The following is a 17,579-nucleotide window of genomic DNA, read 5'->3' as shown; positions in this document are numbered from 1 at the left end:
CAAGGGCCATGCAACGCGCTGCAATAATGTAATTACCTGTATGAAAGGTTGAAATGCGATGCTTACCCGCCAAACGTATAAAATTCGGCCATCCGAGATGAAGGATGCACCCCAACTAATGGAGATGGATGCTCTCGTGTGGGATATACATACCTCTCCAGCGCCATTCCATTGGAAGTCCAGACAGCAATTTCTGCAGCATTGTCCGCCCGGCAGCCAGCTGGTTGCCGTTCAGGGAGAACGGGTCTGCGGCTATGTGGGCTTTTATCCGGCTACGGGGATGCCTGTCAATCGTCATGTCTACGAGATTAATATTGCTGTTCATCCCAATGACCGGCGCAGTGGTGTGGCCACGTCCCTGATGCATGCCATGAAAGAATATGCTCGTGAACAGGGGATTCATAAGCTGCGCCTTCGCGTGCTGTCGAGCAATCCGGGAGCGATCGCTTTTTATACCCAATGTGGATTTGAGACGGAGGGCCGACTGGTGTCGGAATTTTATATCGCCGGGAAGTATGTGGACGATATTCTCATGAGTTATTTTATCCGGAATGAACGGTAGTTCGATGACGAAGGAGGAACAATATAATGGATATGGGACTTCGGGGTAAAAAAGCGCTGGTGCTGGCATCCAGTCAGGGACTGGGCAAGGCGGTGGCAGCACAGCTGGCCGCAGAAGGCGCAGACGTGATGCTTGCGAGCAGGAACGAGGAGAAGCTCGCAGCCGTCAAACAAGAACTGCTGGAACTGGACGGCGGAGGACGCGTTGAATACTGCGTAACGGATGTTACACGCAAGGAAGACATTAACGCATTAATCCATAAGACAGGGGAGCTGTTCGGGCAGATTGATATTCTGGTGAACAACTCTGGCGGTCCTCCTTCGGGAACATTTGAATCATTGACCGATGAGGATTGGGAACGTGCATTTGAGTTGAATGTGATGAGCTATGTACGTATGATTCGGGGGGCCCTCCCTTATATGAAGGCCAATGGCGGACATATTGTGAATATTGCTTCAACTTCGGTGAAACAGCCAATTCCGGGGCTGATTCTGTCCAACACGTTCCGCACGGGTGTCTTTGGTCTGGCGAAGACGTTGTCACAGGAGCTTGCCCCTTATGGCATTCTGATCAATACGGTGGCACCCGGACGAATCGGAACAGATCGGATACGTGAACTCGACACTGCCCGCGCAGAGCAGAATGGAATTAGTGAAGAAGAGGTAGCCGAACAGTTCCGCAAGGAAATCCCTCTGGGACGATACGGCCAGCCCGAGGAATTCGCCAAAGCCGTTGTGTTCCTGTTATCCGGGGCCAATACCTACATTACTGGTACTTCGCTAGTGGTGGATGGCGGTATGGTACGAGCTCTCTAAGATGGAAAGGTCATTTGTCTGAAGAGTTCCGGTTATATATGGGAACGATGTAAAACCCTCTGTCACACCATGGGTGAAGACAGAGGGTTTTTGATCGAAAATATGCAAAAACATACAAACGAGCTGGCACGATCCATCAGGCCGGATCCGTGCTGTTCGTGCTGGTGGATTCGACTGAGCTGCCTGAATCGGATTCAGTTCCTGATGCCCCGCCACGCTTGCCTCTGGAACCTTGTCGTGCTTCCGGCAGTACGCCGTTTACCAAGTCCGTCACCCGTTCGTTCAGGCCGGCTATCCGTTTGTCATACTGGGTCTGTGTGATATTCCCGTCAGACAGCTGCTGCTGCAGCTCGCTCTTCCCGGCAGCGACTAGCTTGTCGATTACTGTCTGCACGTCTACATTATTGCTGGCAGCGATCTCGGCAATTGTGCTGCCTGCCTTGCGGGCTTCCTTCAGCTTGTCTACTGTTACGCCGAGGGCGGAGACCAGTTCATCCGTGTATCGGCCATGCCCGGCTCCCTTGTTAGCATTTATGGATTTTGATTTCGATGTATGTGAATTCGTTGTGGGGCTGGCATTTTTCTTCTGAGCTGAAGTGCCCGCAGCCGGATCGGCACTCGCGGTGGTGTTTGCAAACCATCCTCCGCCAAGCGCGATCGTCAAAGCCATCGTGCTGGTAATCATCATGGTTCTTGATGTTCTGCTTCTCTTCATCAGCGATCATCCTCTTTCTCAGTATAGTTGTGTATGGCATGGGCCAAGAACCCACAACGTTATCTTAGGCGTCCAGGATGAAGAGAGGCTGAAAATGACCTTAAGGGGCAGTAAAAGTTGAATTTGTCGGCCCCATCCAAAATGCCCCTTACCTGCATGAAGGTAGCTTCGTGCAGATAGGGGCATTCCATGTTGTATCCATATGTATGCGGGTTAGCGCAAAAGCTCCCATTCATGCTGCAGCATGCCGTACACGGCATGATTGACGTATCCCTTAGGCAGTTTCTCTGCCTGACGAATAACGCCTTCCAGGACAAATCCAAGACGCTCAGGGATGGCTCGGCTGCGCTTGTTGTTCGTAGCTGAACGAATCTCGACCCGGTTTAGGTCCAGCGTGACCAGAGCATAATCGACCAGAACACGACAAGCGCTGGTCATTAATCCCTGTCCTTCGAAGCCCTTACCCAACCAGTATCCGATGCTTACCGAACGGTTGGTCCAGTTAATCTCATGGAATCCGATAATGCCGGCAAGTTCGCCCTTCAGCCATACACCCGCAGTGAAGCCTCCATTATCGGCAGCCTGCTTCAGCGCATTGTTGATAAAGTTTGAGGTATGTTCAATTTCTGTTACATGGTCCACCCATGGCAGCCAGTGTCTCAATTGATCGCGGGAGCGGTCCGTAAGTTCGAACAGCGGCTTGGTATGCTCTATAGAGAGTGGACGGAGTTCGGTATATTCATCCAATGAATAGGTAAACATGAGTGCAACCTTCTTTCTTTATAAGTAGTGGTTTAACGGGAAGCAGGTGGCAGTTTGCGCTCTAATGCAAACAGATCTTCTTCCATGGTGGCCATGCGTTGATTCACGGTGGTGCGGGCATCACTGAGGGCCTGATTATATATGTAGGGAGCGAGCTTCGTCATAAACAGATCGAGCACCCCCCAAGCGGCCAGATCGCCAAGTTCTTCGCCGCGTTCCTCTTGGAAATACGACTGGATCGTGCGAATGGCTTCATCCTGCTGTTCTTTGGTCAGTTTCAGCGTGTTCAAGTGGGAATCCCTCCCTATATTTTGTTTTTACTATCATGCTACATGATTCGTGCGAACCCGTCAAAATGGTTTTTGGCCTATCTTGCATACAGGCAATCCGGACTTTGGTGCCGTTCTTTATTGAACTCGTCTCCCGTTAAAGGTATATTTAGATGAAACACTTTGTAATTTCTGAAAGCTCCAATCAATTCATGAAAGGTTTGATACCTGTGGACAATCGTACAACCCCTCCTAACTTTATCAAAAATATTATTACCGAAGATCTCCGGTCAGGAAAAGTCCAGGAAGTCATTACCCGTTTTCCTCCGGAACCGAACGGTTATCTGCATATTGGCCATGCCAAGGCCATCTGGATCAACTTCACGCTGGGCGCTGAATTCGGCGGCAAGACGAACCTGCGTTTTGACGACACGAATCCGGTGAAGGAAGATGTGGAATACGTACAATCCATCCAGGAGGATGTCAAATGGCTCGGCTTTGAGTGGAACGAGAAACGCTTTGCCTCGGACTATTTTGACGAGATGTACAACCGTGCTGTCCTGCTGATCCAAAAAGGAAAGGCCTACGTCGACGACCAAAGCGCCGATGAAATTCGGGAAATGCGCGGTACACTGACCGAACCCGGCAAGAACAGCCCGTATCGTGATCGTACCGTTGAAGAGAACCTGGATCTGTTCGCACGGATGCGCGCAGGTGAGTTCCAAAATGGAGAAAAAGTGCTGCGTGCGAAGATCGATATGGCTTCGCCTAATATCAACTTGCGTGATCCGGTTATCTACCGTATCGCTCATGCACACCATCACAACACTGGGGACAAATGGTGTATCTATCCGATGTATGCCTTTGCTCATCCGCTGGAAGATGCCATTGAAGGTGTGACACATTCCCTCTGTTCCCTGGAGTTTGAGGATCAACGGCCATTCTATGACTGGGTAATCGCTGAATGTGAGATGGAGAGCCAGCCGCATCAGTATGAATTCGGTCGCCTGAACCTGTCCCAGATGGTAACGAGCAAACGGAAACTGAAATTGCTTGTGGACGAAGGACATGTGGATGGATGGGACGATCCGCGCATGCCAACGATTTCGGGTCTCCGTCGCCGAGGCTACACACCGGAAGCGATTCGTGATTTTGTATTCGAGACAGGCATTTCGAAAAGTCAGGGTGTTATTGACCTGCAAACGCTGGAACACTTTGTCCGTGAAGATCTGAAGCTGAAAGCTCCGCGCACCATGGCGGTTCTGCACCCGCTGAAAGTGGTCATCACCAACTACCCTGAAGGGGAAGTGGAGTGGCTGGAAGCAGAGAACAATGTAGAAAATCCGGAGATGGGTAATCGTAAAATTCCATTCTCCCGCGAGATTTACATTGAGCAAGATGACTTCATGGAGAATCCGCCGAACAAATACTTCCGTCTGTTCCCTGGTAATGAGGTTCGACTGAAACATGCGTACTTCATCAAATGCAACGATGTCATTAAGGATGCGGAAGGCAATGTGACGGAGATTCACTGTACGTATGATCCTGAAACGAAAAGCGGCAGCGGCTTCACAGGTCGTAAAGTCAAAGGAACCATCCACTGGGTGGAAGCAAGCCAGGCTGTACCGGCTGAATTCCGTCTGTACGAGCCTTTGATCTCAGCAGAAGCACCGGAAGCCGAGGTAGAAGCGGAAGTAGCCGGAGCAGAGATTGTGGAAGAGCAACCGGAAAAAACATTCCTGGATCAATTGAATCCGAACTCCCTTGAGATCGTTCACGGGTATGTCGAGCAAGAGATGCAGGAGGCGAAAGCACAGGATAAATTCCAGTTCTTCCGCCACGGATATTTCAGTGTGGATCCGAAGCACTCGGAGCCAGGCCGCCCTGTGTTCAACCGGGTCGTATCGCTGAAAAGCTCGTTCCAACTGCCGAAGGCGTAAGTAAGACAGACGTACAACAATAGGTAAAGCATAGGGTTTAAGGTCAGGCTGCAAGTTAGAGCCATAAACGTAAAAGGCGTCTCCGGGGCAACAAGCCCATGGAGACGCCTTTTTCTCTACTACAATTCTTAATCATTTGTTTGAATGTTTGAACTTTTTATATACACCATAACGGAGAGGACAGAATAAAGCTGGAGAAGCGAAGCGTTCGCTACAAGCTTTCTGCAGGAAAGCTACTTCGAAAGCATACGCTATGCCCGGATTTTCTCACTATATTAACAATTCATAAAAATCCGGGAATAACAGCGATCGAAGATTGTTCTGTCCACGCAGTGGCCTAGTGTAGCTCCAAAGGTTCAACCTCTGCGAAACAAAACATTACCCATCCTCATCCATGCTGCCCATCTCGGTTAATACAATAGGCTGGTAGCCATTTCTGCGATTGATCAGCCACATGACGCCAAAGCCTGCCGCACCAATGAGAGAGAAGAAGACGCCAATGTTATACATAACCTCGGCACCGAAGCTCTGGAACAACCAGCCGCCGAACAAGCCGGCAATAACACCGGATATACCGCCCCAGGCCATCGTATACACAGCTTGGCCAGAGGAACGATAAGGTCTTGGAATAAACAGCATGGTCAGCTGGGTACCCACATAGAAGTATCCTCCAAATGTAATGGAGTGCATCAACTGAATGAATACAATCTCCAGCGGGTTAACGGCCTCGGCCATCAGCTGCCAACGAACGGCGAACAGCAGGCTGACGAGTACAAGGCTTGCAAGCAGCATGCTCATTTTTCGTTTCAAAAAGCGATCCAGCAGCAGGAAGACACCTACTTCAAGAATGGATGACGTGAAGATGGCCCACCCGACCATCTGTTTGTTGCCGCCCATCTCTGTAATATAGAGAGACATAAATGTACTGTTCATCGCATTCGGAACCGACACCAGCACACCCAGTCCGATAAACGTCATGAAATACGGATTGAACATTACCCTGCCGAAGCGGCGGAACGTGACCACTGGGGTATCCGAAGCAATGGGCTGCCTTGGCAGAAACATGGCAAACGCAAAGGCGATGGCAATCATGCAGGCAAAGACAATCGAAACACTGCCCACGCCCAGGCGGTCGATAAGCGGTCCTGCTGCTGCCGCAGTCAGAGCCCAGCCGAGGGAGCCCCACAGCCGGAATGTACCGAATTTCTGCGTGGTCCCATCGATATACCCGAGAATAAGACTGTTGGTTTGGGCAAACAGCGGACTTTGGAAGAAATAAAAGAAGATCATGGCTCCATAGATCCAGGCATAGGTCGGCGCATGAAAGACCGCTTGGGCCAGCACAAAGGTGCCCCCCATCATCATCATCAGGATGATGCGAATATTGCGGGACTTGTCGCTCCAGAAGCCCCAGAACGGATTGGCAAATAAAGAGACAAAAGGGCCGATCGCCATCAGACTGCCAATTTCCAGCTTGGTCATGCCGATCTCCTGCAGATACAATTGGAGGAAGCCGGCGAAGATGGAGATGGCTCCGTATATGAAAAAGTTATATAGCTTCAGCGAAACCAAAGAGGGATTGCCTCTTCCGGGTGCATATCTGTCCAAATAGAGCCATTCCTTTCAGAATCAATATTCTACAATGTATCATTTGTTGAAAGGGGATTCAATGTATAGAATAAGTTTATTATATGAGAGCCGGAAGGGATGATAACCGTGGACATGAAGGAATGGACTGGCATTATACTGGCAGGGGGCTTATCCAGCCGGATGGGTTCCAACAAGGCACTGCTGCCTCTGGATGGCTCCACTGTTCTGGAGCATGTGGCATCGGCTATAGCTCCTGCAGTATCCCGTGTCATCGTTGCTGCCGGACCCAATGCGAATGCTTATCAAGCGCTCGGTTATACGTGTGTTGAGGATGGCTACCCTGGAAAGGGACCGCTGGCCGGCCTGCATGCCGCACTTGAAGCATCGGAGACCGAGTGGAATCTGGCCTGTGCCTGTGACATGCCTTTGGTCCAGCCCTCCTTATTTACCACATTGCAACGGTTAGCTGTATCGGACAAGACACATCCCGCGATGGTGCCGCGGTTGGAAGGACGGGTCCATCCACTGGTAGGCATTTATCATATCGATGTACTTCCCAGCCTAGAACAGTGCCTGATCGAAGACCGCTTGCGGGTCACTCGCTGGCTGGAGGAGATTGGGTGTCGGTATGTGGAAGCAGAGGATCTGGAAAAGGCAGGAATCCGGGATGCAGCAGCACAGTTAATCAATATGAACACCATGCAGGAGTATCAGGATTTGGTAGGCAAGCGTCCGCCGAGCATGTGAGCAGTATGCATTACATCTAGACGAGAACCCGCCTTTGACCACACAAGACCTGGTGAGACATCCTCATGGTCCTGTGTGGTTATTGGTTATGGTTCCAGCAGGTTTCTGGCTGCTTTGGCTAACAGCTGCATTCCACGCTCCATCTCTTCTTCCGAAGCATACGCATAGGAGAGTCTGAGGTGGTCCGCATCGAGGCGGTCGTACAGAAAGCCAGGGTGAATGAGCACCCCATCCTGGAGGCAGGCATGGAACAGCTGGCGGATCGAAAGGGGGCCGGCAGTGAACCTGAGCCAGATGTAAAAGCCTCCGGCTGGTTTGTTCCACTCTGCAATGCTGTTGAAGTAACGTTCCAGCAGATCCAGCATAAAGTCCCTCCGGCGGCGAAGCTCTGGCCGCAGACGCTCCATGTGCCGTGTGTGATATCCTTCTGCAAACCAGAGTGTGGCCGCTTCCTGCGCCAGTGAACTGGTGCCATAGTCCGTTTGCATCTTGATGTCTGCCAGGCGGCGAATAACCGGCTCAGGTCCTACCAGCCAGCCCAGACGCAGACCAGGGCTGACAGCCTTGGACAGTGTGCCCATATGAAGCACGCGGCCATCCGTGTCCCTCACTTTTAACGATAGCGGCGGGGGCATGTCCAGCCATAGGTCCGTGTAGGCAGCATCCTCCAGAATGGATAGGCCTCCGGCACGGGCTGCAGACATTAACTCGTTTCGGCGAGTATCACTCATGACGGAACCCGTCGGATTGTGAAAACTTGGTATGGTGTAGAGCAGCGGCGAAGAATGTCCCTGATGAGTGCCTCCCTCGATCATATCTTCCAGACGCGGTATGTGTAATCCACCTGCATCCATGGGAACGCCATGCATTTTTAATCCGGCGGATTGAAAGGCATGTATGGAATAGAGGTAGGAGGGCTTCTCCAGCAGGACAGCCGACCCGCGGGGAAGCAGGCCCACCGATATCAAATGCAGCGCCTGCAGCGAGCCCGAGACAATTAGAATGGCACTGGGGGACGCCTGAATGCCGCAAGTCAGCAAATAGTCAGACAAGGCCTCACGGAGCTCCAGGCTGCCTTGAGGCTGAAGGTAGTTTAACGTACGGGAGCGTTCCGAGAGGGAGCGCAGGATGTCATTGAAGGCATCCTCCGGCATTAGTTCAGGCGCAAGCTCTCCGGTACCGAGCCGAATGATGCCAGGCTGGAACTCGGCACGGTTAATGAGCTGTACTTCAGGAAGGTTGGGGTAATACCAGCCTTCCTCAATGGCTTCATTCCAGTTGGGTGGTGCCCCGTGGGCAAGTGCATGCCAGCCGGAACCGGAGACGTAGGTTCCTCCGCCGCGTCTGCCTTCAATCATGCCGGCAGCGATCAGGTTATCCAGCGCAGCGACCAGTGTACTGCGGTTGACGCCCATGGACTGAGCCAGTACACGCTGGGAAGGCAGACGGTAGCCCGCGGTCCACTCTCCGGTCGTTATTTTTTCACGGATATATATTTCAATCTGACGGAATAGAGACAGGGGGATTGCAGGATCAGGTTTCCAGTCAATACCTTGTCTTGGATCGGAATGCTTCATGCTGCGCTTGCCTCCCGTGGGATAAGGTGATTCAGGAATTTATTTTTATACCGAATTTGTACACCAAAATGGTATACCGACAACTATATCATTTTGGTTGGTCTCCATGCCATCCTATTGGTTGGTCACACGGTAAGTCATCCCCTCTAATATAGAGACATATACAAGGGGGATGAACAATGAGTGTAATTATTCACGCTGTGGTACTTGCGTTTGGCCTGATCCTGCCACTTGGCGTGCAGAACGTGTTTATTTTTAACCAGGGGATGAGCCAGCGAAGTTTACTGCGTGCACTTCCGGCGGTAGTGACTGCTGGTATTAGCGATACATTATTAATTGGAGCTGCGGTCGGAGGGGTGTCCCTCATTTTGCTGCAGTGGCCGCTGCTCTCGGGTGTGTTGTATGCAGGCGGCAGTGCATTTCTGCTGTATATGGCATGGAGCATATGGAAGTCATCCGGAACCGTGAGTGGGTCAGCATCCGCATTGGGTGCAGGACGTCAGATTGCCTTCGCCGCTTCCGTATCCCTGCTTAATCCGCATGCGCTGCTGGATACGGTAGCTGTCATTGGCACCAGTTCACTTGAGTATGAAGGGATGGACCGGATTGCTTTTGCCATCACGGCAGCGGCAGTTTCGTGGATATGGTTCCTTGGACTCGCAAGTGCTGGAAGGTGGATGGGAAGAACAGATACCACTGGACGGATCAGTCTGGTCTTTAACCGGTTATCGGCAGTGGTGATGATCGTGATGGCGGCCATGATGCTGTGGAAGCTGATTTATATGTAATGTTCCGGGAACTTTTGCTCAGAAATCAGAAAAACCCCGCACGATAGCGTGCGGGGTTCTTGGTGTTACAGGCTGAGCTGCAGCCAGTCGTAACATCTGGTCATGCTGCTGTGTATCGTTATTCTGTCTTCAGAATCATGGATTGAATAAAGGACTTCAGTTCCTCACTCACACTGTTCAACTGGTCAATAACCTCGCTGAATTCCGTGACGAGTTCAGCCTGCTGCGTGCTGGACTGGGAGATGGACGTAATCTCCTGCTCCATCTGGCGGATGGAATGCTGTACGTCCTGGAGGGAGCGTTCGATATTCACGGTAGCTTCCTTCGTTCCGGTGGACAGCTTGCGTACTTCGGAGGCCACTACTCCGAATCCGGCGCCTGCTTCACCCGCTCGTGCCGCTTCAATAGCTGCGTTGAGGCCGAGTAAATTGGTTTGTTCAGAGACTTCCCGGATAAACGAGGCCACTTTATTAACTTCCGCTGCATTTTGAACGGCGACCTTGGTATTGTCCAGAATCTGTGAAGAGGAGGCAGTCAGCTCTTCGGATTGGGCCGCTACAGTTTGGACCATGTCAGTCAGCCTGCTGCTGATGCCGCTGATCAATTCGGTGAAATGTCCAAGCTGCTCTTCGTTTTTGAGGGAGAAACCAATGGCCAGGGTACCCACAATGTTTCCTGCTTCATCGCGCAGAGGCGTAGCCGTAGAATTAAGGGCCGTTCCGTAATGCTGTGCTTCAATATGATTGGCAGAAGTTTCGCCGTTGATCAGGGCGCGGCGCAGTGTAGGATCCTCAAGTGAAACGGGGTCACCTGCCTTAATACCGAGGTCAAGATCTTCACTGGGTGTATAATACCAGAATTTCTCGGTGTCGGTTACAGCAATCATCAGATTATGTCCCTTAAGCATGATTTTGAAATATGGACTTGCTGCGACCATGGCTTCAACAATGTTCATCCAGTCAGCTCCTATGTGCGGTATATTTGTTTGGTTTTCATTGACTATACATCGTCAGGATCACGAAAATTATGAAGACCCAGAGGGCATTATATATAATCATCGTTTATTGTAACAATTTTAGTAGCAGAAAGGAAAAAGGAAGTCCTATTTTATAGTGATCCTCTTAGAATTTTATGAAAAAAAGCCGCAAAGGATATCTCCTTCGCGGCTTCATAACAAGCTAGTATTGGCAGCACAACGTGGGTTGAGCTCACTTAACGTCCATAATTTCTTCATGTGTTCGTACCCATTATAGGGTTTAAAAGAAGGCCTACCCACCGATCTGGGACATGCGCCGTACGGTTGGGGTATGGCTTTGCATTTTTTGCTCGAGCGCCAACGCCATTTCATGGTTCTTCGGCTTCGTGCCGAGTGCCTTGAGGAAGAGGGCAGCCATCGCATCCGGATCATCAACATAGCGGCGAACATTGTACTCATCCGACCAGTACAGGCAGGCCTTGATATGTCCGTCTGCCGTCAGGCGCAGCCGGTTGCAATTATCACAGAAGTGATCGCTAACCGGGTGGATCAGGCCGAAGGTTCCCTGTGAACCAGCAATCTTCATGTTGCGGGAAGGACCATTCCCTGCCGGTCCGGATGTGCTCTCTACAGTCCAGCCGGCTTCCGCACACACATCGGTGACGGTTTCCAGCGGGAGATACGATTTGCGCCATGAATCCGAAGCATGTCCGATGGGCATGTATTCGATAAAACGCACATGCAGCGGTTGATCGATCGTCATCGCAATGAAATCCTTGATTTCATCATCATTGATGCCTTTCATCAGGACCACATTCAGCTTGATTGGCGCAAGTCCAGCAGCCGTTGCAGCTTCAATCCCCTTGAGCACTTTATTGACGTCTCCTCCGCGGGTAATCATGGAGAATCGGTCCGCATGAAGGGAATCGAGACTGATGTTAATCCGGTTTAACCCAGCGTCTTTCAGTGCCTGGGCCTGTTTATCCAGCAGGAGCGCATTGGTCGTCAACGCAATATCCTCAATCCCGTCGATGGCCGAGATCATGCCAACAAGTTTATGCAGATCCTTGCGTACAAGTGGTTCACCGCCAGTCAGGCGAACTTTGCGCATGCCCATCGGGGCGAGCACCTTGAGCACCTGGGTGATTTCCTCGTAGCTCATAATTTCATCATGCGGGGCGAACTCCATGCCTTCAGCTGGCATGCAGTACACACAACGCAAATTACAGCGGTCCGTAACGGAAATACGGATGTAGTCATGGATCCTGCCAAACGAATCCTGGAGCATTTCCATGCTGACCACCCTTTCATTGATTCAGATTGGAAAGCTTCTATAAAATGAACGATACGACAATGTCGAAATTCAAAAGAACAGTTGCATCAAATTTTAGCTATTTCTCCAATCCGCGTCAACGATAACGTCAGGTGGCAGCAATTTTTTCGGGATGAGTCAGCTGGAATTGACCCACAATTTGCTGCAGAAATACAGTGATGGCTTCCACATTATGCGAAGACTGTTGAACATGCATCATGTCACTGAGCAGTGCCATCATCTCGGTCTCCACCTCTGCGGACGTGGAGCGGTTTTGTTGACTGATGGCAGCGATATTTTCCATAAGTCTAACGACTTGATCCACGACCTGTGTCCTTTGCGAATCTTCAGCTGACGCACTTTGCAGCAGTTGTGCAGCTGCTTGAACCAGTGTGCTGCCTTCAGCCAGTACCTGATCTCCTTCATGAATGGAGCGGGCCGCGGTATCGGCCGCGGTAGTGATATTGTTCAGAATCTGATGGATGTCTTCGGTAGAGGAACGGGACAGCTCAGCCAGCTTGCGAATCTCCCCGGCAACGACAGCGAAACCGCGGCCATGTTCTCCGACACGTGCTGCTTCAATGGATGCATTCAGCGCAAGCAGGTTGGTTTGAGCGGATATCTCATCGATGGCTGCCAGTGCACGGTAAATGTCCTGCATGGTCTCCATAAAGGAAAGAATCGTACGGTTGGTATCCTTGACGGTCCCCGAGATCTGCGTCATTTTGCCGCCAATGCGTTCCACTTCCTGACGTGCGACATCAATCTGTTCTGTGGCCGAGGCCTCCAGCTGCTGCAGTGTAAGACGCATATGATCGGCAGCCAGCTTGGCTTGGTCGAGATCCTCCAGCTGTTCACGTATGCCGTGGATCATGGATCCGATCTTATGATTGACACGTTCGGTCGTAACTTGGGTTGTTTCGGTGGACGTGCGCATCTGATACTGGTTGTTCATTACATCCACGGTGGCAACCTGAACCTTGAGCATGATGCCCTCGAGCGAGTCAATCATGTTATTGATCCATTTTGCGAGTTCACCGGATTCATCCTGTGCAAAAGCGGATGTATCGAGCCGCTGGGTCAGATCGCCCTGACCCTCCGCGTTAATCCGTATAAACCGGCTGATGCGCCGCAAGTCCTCGTGCACACGTTGATGATGTCTCCGTTGCAGCTGATCTGCTGTGACCAAACCCAAAATGATATTAAATGCCGCCAGAGCTGCTGCACTCCATGCACTTCCTGATAAGGCATATACGAGGGCAGCTCCCCCAATGCCTGATAAACCGATAAACAGGCTGTGCAGCTTGAACTGACGCCAGCCGATACTGCGTACCCGGTATACTTCCTCCAAATCACCTTCGCACATCATGCCCCATCGATCGGGACAGTGGGGAAGCTGGAAGGTGATGCCTTTGCCGATAACAGAAATGTGACGGTAATCGGAATAGCCCGGATAGGCTGCAAACAGATTCGATCCGTTACGAATGGTATTAGCAACGCCAGGATGCAGCTCCCCAGTGGAAGGGTCGGTGAACATCAATTCCAGTTCGGTATGCTCTTTGACGGATACAATCCCCCAATGGGTGGTGACACCATCCTTGAGATTTTCGCCATGTGTAAATGTATGATCCTCAAATCGGCTGCGAGACAGAGCTGTTCCTGGCTGCAGATGCGGGCGCAGTTTCGACTCGGCCATGAAGAGATAATTATCTCCCGAATCGGGATAGACGTGTCCGGACTCCCGTTGGATCAAGTCCCCGAGCACATCATTGGGGATTCGGCAGCACAGTGAACCGATGTAGCGTCCTTCCTGCAGCACGGGTTCAATGAACATGAGCGTGACATCATCGTGAAAAGAGGAGGAGCGGGGCCCGATCTCCATGGTCACTGGATCTGAATAAGGTCCATAGAGACATCTTTTCCCGGTCGCATCTGCTCTGGCATATTTCAAGCCTGGTCCAATGGAAGCTTCGTTATCTTCATAGATCTGTCCAATATGTTTTTTATATGTAGAAAATACAACCTGATTCTGTTCGTCCAACATAAAAATCTCCGTGCTATCTGCTGCCCGGATGTACGCAGCTTTGAAGCATGCATCCCATTTGCTGCTATTTGGTACGATGTGTGCTGTGTCCAGAAGTCCTGCTGACTGGATCTGGTACACGAATTGATCCATATGACGCCACTGTTCATCTGCCCAATCCAGTAGAAGCTGCCGCCTGGTTTCGGCAATTCCCTCAAAAATCTGCTCCACATCATTCTTGATATGTGCGTTCAACCGATACGACCGCCATAACGGCCACCCTTTTCTCCAGCCAAGCCAATCAAACATACAGACCACCCCGATCTTTGAAGTTGAAAGCTTAATTGCACAGCCCTTTCCTGATAAAACGATATGGATTCTGTCATTTCCAAAAGAAGTAGTATTCCTATCTTTTCCATATAAAACGTTATACAAGAAAAACGACAAGAATACGAGGGTATATGTCATATTTTCCGAATATTTATTCAATAAATACAAAGAAACATGCGCTTTTTAAGGAGGACAGGCATGCGAAGGACCTATATTATAGGACTTATTGTACTGGAATACGTACCCAGTTCTATACACATGCTCGAATAGGCCATCCATAAAGAACATTGAAAAACAGGCTATATATGCATATCGAATAACGTGGTGTCAGATAAACCATCCATGGGCTGACATCGTTCTGAATGAGAATTTGTCTCATTTTACACTGTGTAACATGAACAGGCCCATACTCAAAACAGTCTGTATAATGTAATCTCCGCCCAATGATTTATAGTATTACCTAACCAGAAAACCTGTTACGTTCGTGAACGCAAACCTTCCATTCGGCCTTGGTGTGAAATGAAACCTAACTTCCCCGCGAAAAGGAGAATGCCCATGTCATCCATGAACGTCCCCGAAGCTCGCCACATTGAAATTGATCATGTATCTGTCGTTTTTGGTACTGGAACCAAACAGGTCACCGCACTGTCTGATGTGACGTTCCATATCCAGTCCAATGAATTCGTCTCGCTGCTTGGTCCCTCAGGCTGTGGCAAGTCGACATTGCTCAGGCTTATAGCAGATCTGCTGCAGCCGACTTCAGGCAGCGTCAGGATTGCAGGCTCAGAACCTGAAAAGGCGCGCCTGCAGCGACAATTCGGTATCGTATTCCAGACACCAGCCCTGTTTGATTGGCGCACGGTACGTCACAACGTAGAGCTGCCGCTGGAGATCCTGGGCACAAGCAAAAAAGAATGCCGCCGCATCAGTAGTGAGCTTCTTGAGATGGTCGGCCTCACCCGATTTGCGGACCACTATCCTTGGCAGCTCAGTGGAGGCATGCAGCAGCGGGTATCCATTGCCCGCGCGCTCTCGCTGGATCCGCCGCTGCTGCTGATGGATGAGCCGTTCTCCGCGCTGGATGAATTCACGAAAGAGAAGCTTCAGCTGGAACTGCTTGAGATCAAGCGGTCCACGGGCAAAACCTTCCTCTTTGTCACGCACAGTATCCCCGAAGCCGTATTTCTGTCAGATCGCATTGTTGTCCTCTCGGCACATCCCGGGCAAGTACATTCCATTCACTCTGTGGCGCTGCCTTCGAATCGAACCAATGAACTGAGGGAGACCGAAGACTTCTACCACATGCTGACCACCATTCGCAATTGTTTTCATGAGGAGCGTGATCCGGCCCATGTCCCTGCGCTCACTTAAGCTGGATTACCGATCCTGGATTGTGATATGGATTCTATCCCTACTGCTGCTGTGGGAGGGTATAGCTTGGATTCTCCACATGTGGATGTCACCGCAGCAGGCTGCATCCCGTCTGCCTTATCTTCATGACGTTCTTGCCGCACTGGTTCGCTACTCGGGCACTCTCGCTGGGCAGGGGGCAGTGACGTTCGGCAATGCAGCGATTGGATTCGCAGGAGGAGCAATGCTGGGGCTGATGCTGGCGCTTCTCATGAGTGCGGCCGTCTGGCTGGAACGGACACTATCTCCCTATGTTATCTCCTCGCAGATGATCCCAATTATCGGTCTCGCACCGATTGTGTACGGCATTATTCATCATGCCGAGTGGGCCAGGATCGTCATGGCGGCTTATGTTACATTCTTCCCCATTGTCATTCACACGTTAAAAGGGTTAAAGAGCGCCGCACCGGAGCATCTGGAGCTGATGCGTTCCTGCGGAGCCTCGCTGCCGGCCAGATATATCAAATGCCTGCTGCCTTCATCCCTACCAGGACTGTTCTCCGGCATGAAAATCGCTGCCCCGCTAGCCGTCACTTCTTCCATCGTCGTCGAACTGATGGGTGCACCCGATGGACTTGGTGTCCTGATGGTCAGTTCCTTGTATTATGGCAGCGCTCAAGTCGGTATGTTCTGGGCTACGATCATGCTTAGCATCGGCATTGGCCTAATCTCGTATCTGGTCATCAGCCTGGCCGAACGCTGGTTAACGCCCTGGCAGCCCGAATTCAGAGCGAAGGGAGGGAACGCGGTATGAGCGAAGGGGTAATGGTGAACCGCAGCCGGGATGAGAACGGAACAGCTGCGGTGTCCGGCTCTGCGTCTTTGCCCGGTTCAGCTATGGCTGCTTCTGTCCCTAGCTCGGAGATTCAGGGGCAGCAGGGACAAGCAGAACAGGAACGGCCAGTCAGTACTGCGCGGAAAAAGTGGACTATTTTGCATCTGCTCCCTTGGCTGGCCGGCCTATGTTTTCTCGCCTTGTGGCAGTTCCGGTTGTTTCATCAATTATTTTCACTGGAAAGTTATCAGCTTCCTGTACCTTCAGCCATTGCAGCTTCCATCCGGGATAATGCGGAAATGCTCTTTCGATATGCCTTATATAGTGGTACGGAAATGCTGGGAGGTTTCCTGCTGGGTTCCCTTCTGGGGGCGGTTGCAGCTGCTGGCGCTTCGTTCTTCCCGATCAGCGGCAAGGCAGGGATCGCAGTGATGTCGGCTCTTAATGCAGTACCGATTGTTGCGCTGGCGCCCATCATGAACAACTGGTTTGGGGACGGCATCTGGTCACGGATTGCCGTAGTGGCCGTCATTACGATGGCAGCCATGGCAGTCAGTTTGTTCAAGGGACTCACCTCCATACAGCCGCAGTATGGTGAACTGCTGGATGGGCTCGCTGCAAGCCGCATGCAGGTGTTCCTGAAGTTGCGCTTGCCACACGCCATGCCGTCCCTCTTTGCCGGACTGAAGATCAACATGTCCACCAGTATTATCGGTGCCATTGTCGGCGAATTTTTTATCGCTTCCCAAGGTCTTGGATATCTGCTGTCGGATCAGATTCGGCTCGCCAACATGCCGCTTGCCTGGTCTTGTATCGTCATTGCTGCCGCTCTCGGCATCGTGCTCTATGAAGCCGTTGTACTGGCGGAGAAGCGGCTCATTCCATGGAACCGTGTGCGCACTAACGCATAACCCTCACCATCGTGCGGGAATACCACAGATCCGCTGCAGTACCTGATTGAATTCTTATATAAACAGGGGGTTGTTTG

16 protein-coding genes are annotated in these 17,579 nt (G+C 51.2%); 8 read left to right on the top strand and 8 right to left on the bottom strand.

Annotation, left to right across the window (positions count from 1 at the left end; genetic code table 11):
• Positions 1-58 precede the first annotated feature (58 nt).
• Positions 59-562: a GNAT family N-acetyltransferase gene (locus PIL01S_RS09210; RefSeq protein WP_127537289.1), complete on the top strand. Its 504-nt coding sequence runs from the start codon at positions 59-61 to the stop codon at positions 560-562.
• A gap of 26 nt (positions 563-588) precedes the next feature.
• Complete coding sequence (locus tag PIL01S_RS09205) at positions 589-1,377, top strand: SDR family oxidoreductase (protein WP_127537288.1); 789 nt, start codon at positions 589-591, stop codon at positions 1,375-1,377.
• Positions 1,378-1,513: 136 nt separating this feature from the next.
• Here PIL01S_RS09205 and PIL01S_RS09200 read toward each other — a convergent pair whose 3' ends face one another.
• The 3 genes from PIL01S_RS09200 to PIL01S_RS09190 form a co-directional block, all read right to left on the bottom strand.
• Positions 1,514-2,092, bottom strand: coding sequence for a hypothetical protein (locus PIL01S_RS09200; RefSeq protein WP_127537287.1), 579 nt, complete (start codon positions 2,090-2,092; stop codon positions 1,514-1,516).
• A 213-nt stretch (positions 2,093-2,305) separates the two neighbouring features.
• Positions 2,306-2,854: a GNAT family N-acetyltransferase gene (locus tag PIL01S_RS09195; protein ID WP_110758574.1), complete on the bottom strand. Its 549-nt coding sequence runs from the start codon at positions 2,852-2,854 to the stop codon at positions 2,306-2,308.
• A gap of 32 nt (positions 2,855-2,886) precedes the next feature.
• Positions 2,887-3,144, bottom strand: coding sequence for a DUF2164 domain-containing protein (locus PIL01S_RS09190; protein ID WP_127537286.1), 258 nt, complete (start codon positions 3,142-3,144; stop codon positions 2,887-2,889).
• A gap of 191 nt (positions 3,145-3,335) precedes the next feature.
• On the opposite strand from PIL01S_RS09190, the gene PIL01S_RS09185 reads away from it, so the two are divergent.
• Entirely contained in the window at positions 3,336-5,063 is a 1,728-nt protein-coding gene (locus PIL01S_RS09185) for a glutamine--tRNA ligase/YqeY domain fusion protein (RefSeq protein WP_127537628.1), read from the top strand.
• Between the two features lie 378 nt (positions 5,064-5,441).
• Here the strand turns inward: PIL01S_RS09185 and PIL01S_RS09180 are convergent, their stop codons facing one another.
• Positions 5,442-6,671, bottom strand: coding sequence for an MFS transporter (locus tag PIL01S_RS09180; protein ID WP_246058152.1), 1,230 nt, complete (start codon positions 6,669-6,671; stop codon positions 5,442-5,444).
• Positions 6,672-6,785: 114 nt separating this feature from the next.
• Here PIL01S_RS09180 and mobA point away from each other — a divergent pair, with 114 nt between their 5' ends.
• The gene (gene mobA, locus PIL01S_RS09175) at positions 6,786-7,400 is read left to right on the top strand and encodes a molybdenum cofactor guanylyltransferase (protein WP_164764198.1); all 615 of its coding nucleotides are present in this window, start codon (positions 6,786-6,788) and stop codon (positions 7,398-7,400) included.
• Between the two features lie 86 nt (positions 7,401-7,486).
• Here the strand turns inward: mobA and PIL01S_RS09170 are convergent, their stop codons facing one another.
• Positions 7,487-8,977 carry an aminotransferase-like domain-containing protein gene (locus tag PIL01S_RS09170; RefSeq protein WP_127537284.1) on the bottom strand — a complete coding sequence of 497 codons (1,491 nt, stop codon included), beginning with the start codon at positions 8,975-8,977 and terminating at the stop codon, positions 7,487-7,489.
• Between the two features lie 179 nt (positions 8,978-9,156).
• On the opposite strand from PIL01S_RS09170, the gene PIL01S_RS09165 reads away from it, so the two are divergent.
• Entirely contained in the window at positions 9,157-9,765 is a 609-nt protein-coding gene (locus PIL01S_RS09165) for a LysE/ArgO family amino acid transporter (RefSeq protein ID WP_127537283.1), read from the top strand.
• 118 nt (positions 9,766-9,883) lie between these two features.
• Here the strand turns inward: PIL01S_RS09165 and PIL01S_RS09160 are convergent, their stop codons facing one another.
• From PIL01S_RS09160 to PIL01S_RS09150, 3 genes are all read right to left on the bottom strand, one after another.
• Positions 9,884-10,720 (bottom strand): methyl-accepting chemotaxis protein, encoded by an 837-nt coding sequence (locus PIL01S_RS09160; protein WP_127537282.1) that lies wholly within the window; start codon positions 10,718-10,720, stop codon positions 9,884-9,886.
• Positions 10,721-11,033: 313 nt separating this feature from the next.
• Positions 11,034-12,035, bottom strand: coding sequence for a GTP 3',8-cyclase MoaA (moaA, locus tag PIL01S_RS09155; protein ID WP_095291142.1), 1,002 nt, complete (start codon positions 12,033-12,035; stop codon positions 11,034-11,036).
• Between the two features lie 127 nt (positions 12,036-12,162).
• Positions 12,163-14,385, bottom strand: a complete 2,223-nt coding sequence (locus tag PIL01S_RS09150; protein ID WP_127537281.1) for a methyl-accepting chemotaxis protein — start codon at positions 14,383-14,385, stop codon at positions 12,163-12,165.
• 576 nt (positions 14,386-14,961) lie between these two features.
• On the opposite strand from PIL01S_RS09150, the gene PIL01S_RS09145 reads away from it, so the two are divergent.
• The 3 genes from PIL01S_RS09145 to PIL01S_RS09135 are packed head-to-tail and all read left to right on the top strand — an operon-like array spanning position 14,962 to position 17,502.
• Positions 14,962-15,777, top strand: coding sequence for an ABC transporter ATP-binding protein (locus PIL01S_RS09145; protein ID WP_246058151.1), 816 nt, complete (start codon positions 14,962-14,964; stop codon positions 15,775-15,777).
• Positions 15,758-16,570, top strand: coding sequence for an ABC transporter permease (locus PIL01S_RS09140; RefSeq protein ID WP_127537280.1), 813 nt, complete (start codon positions 15,758-15,760; stop codon positions 16,568-16,570). The genes PIL01S_RS09145 and PIL01S_RS09140 overlap by 20 nt, the downstream gene beginning before the upstream one ends.
• Positions 16,567-17,502 carry an ABC transporter permease gene (locus PIL01S_RS09135; RefSeq protein WP_246058150.1) on the top strand — a complete coding sequence of 312 codons (936 nt, stop codon included), beginning with the start codon at positions 16,567-16,569 and terminating at the stop codon, positions 17,500-17,502. The genes PIL01S_RS09140 and PIL01S_RS09135 overlap by 4 nt, the downstream gene beginning before the upstream one ends.
• The last annotated feature ends 77 nt before the right edge of the window (positions 17,503-17,579 follow it).

The sequence above is a fragment of the Paenibacillus illinoisensis NBRC 15959 genome, assembly GCF_004000925.1.
Classification (GTDB): Bacteria; Bacillota; Bacilli; order Paenibacillales; family Paenibacillaceae; genus Paenibacillus; species Paenibacillus illinoisensis.
This window is presented reverse-complemented; position numbering and strand designations above follow the sequence as displayed.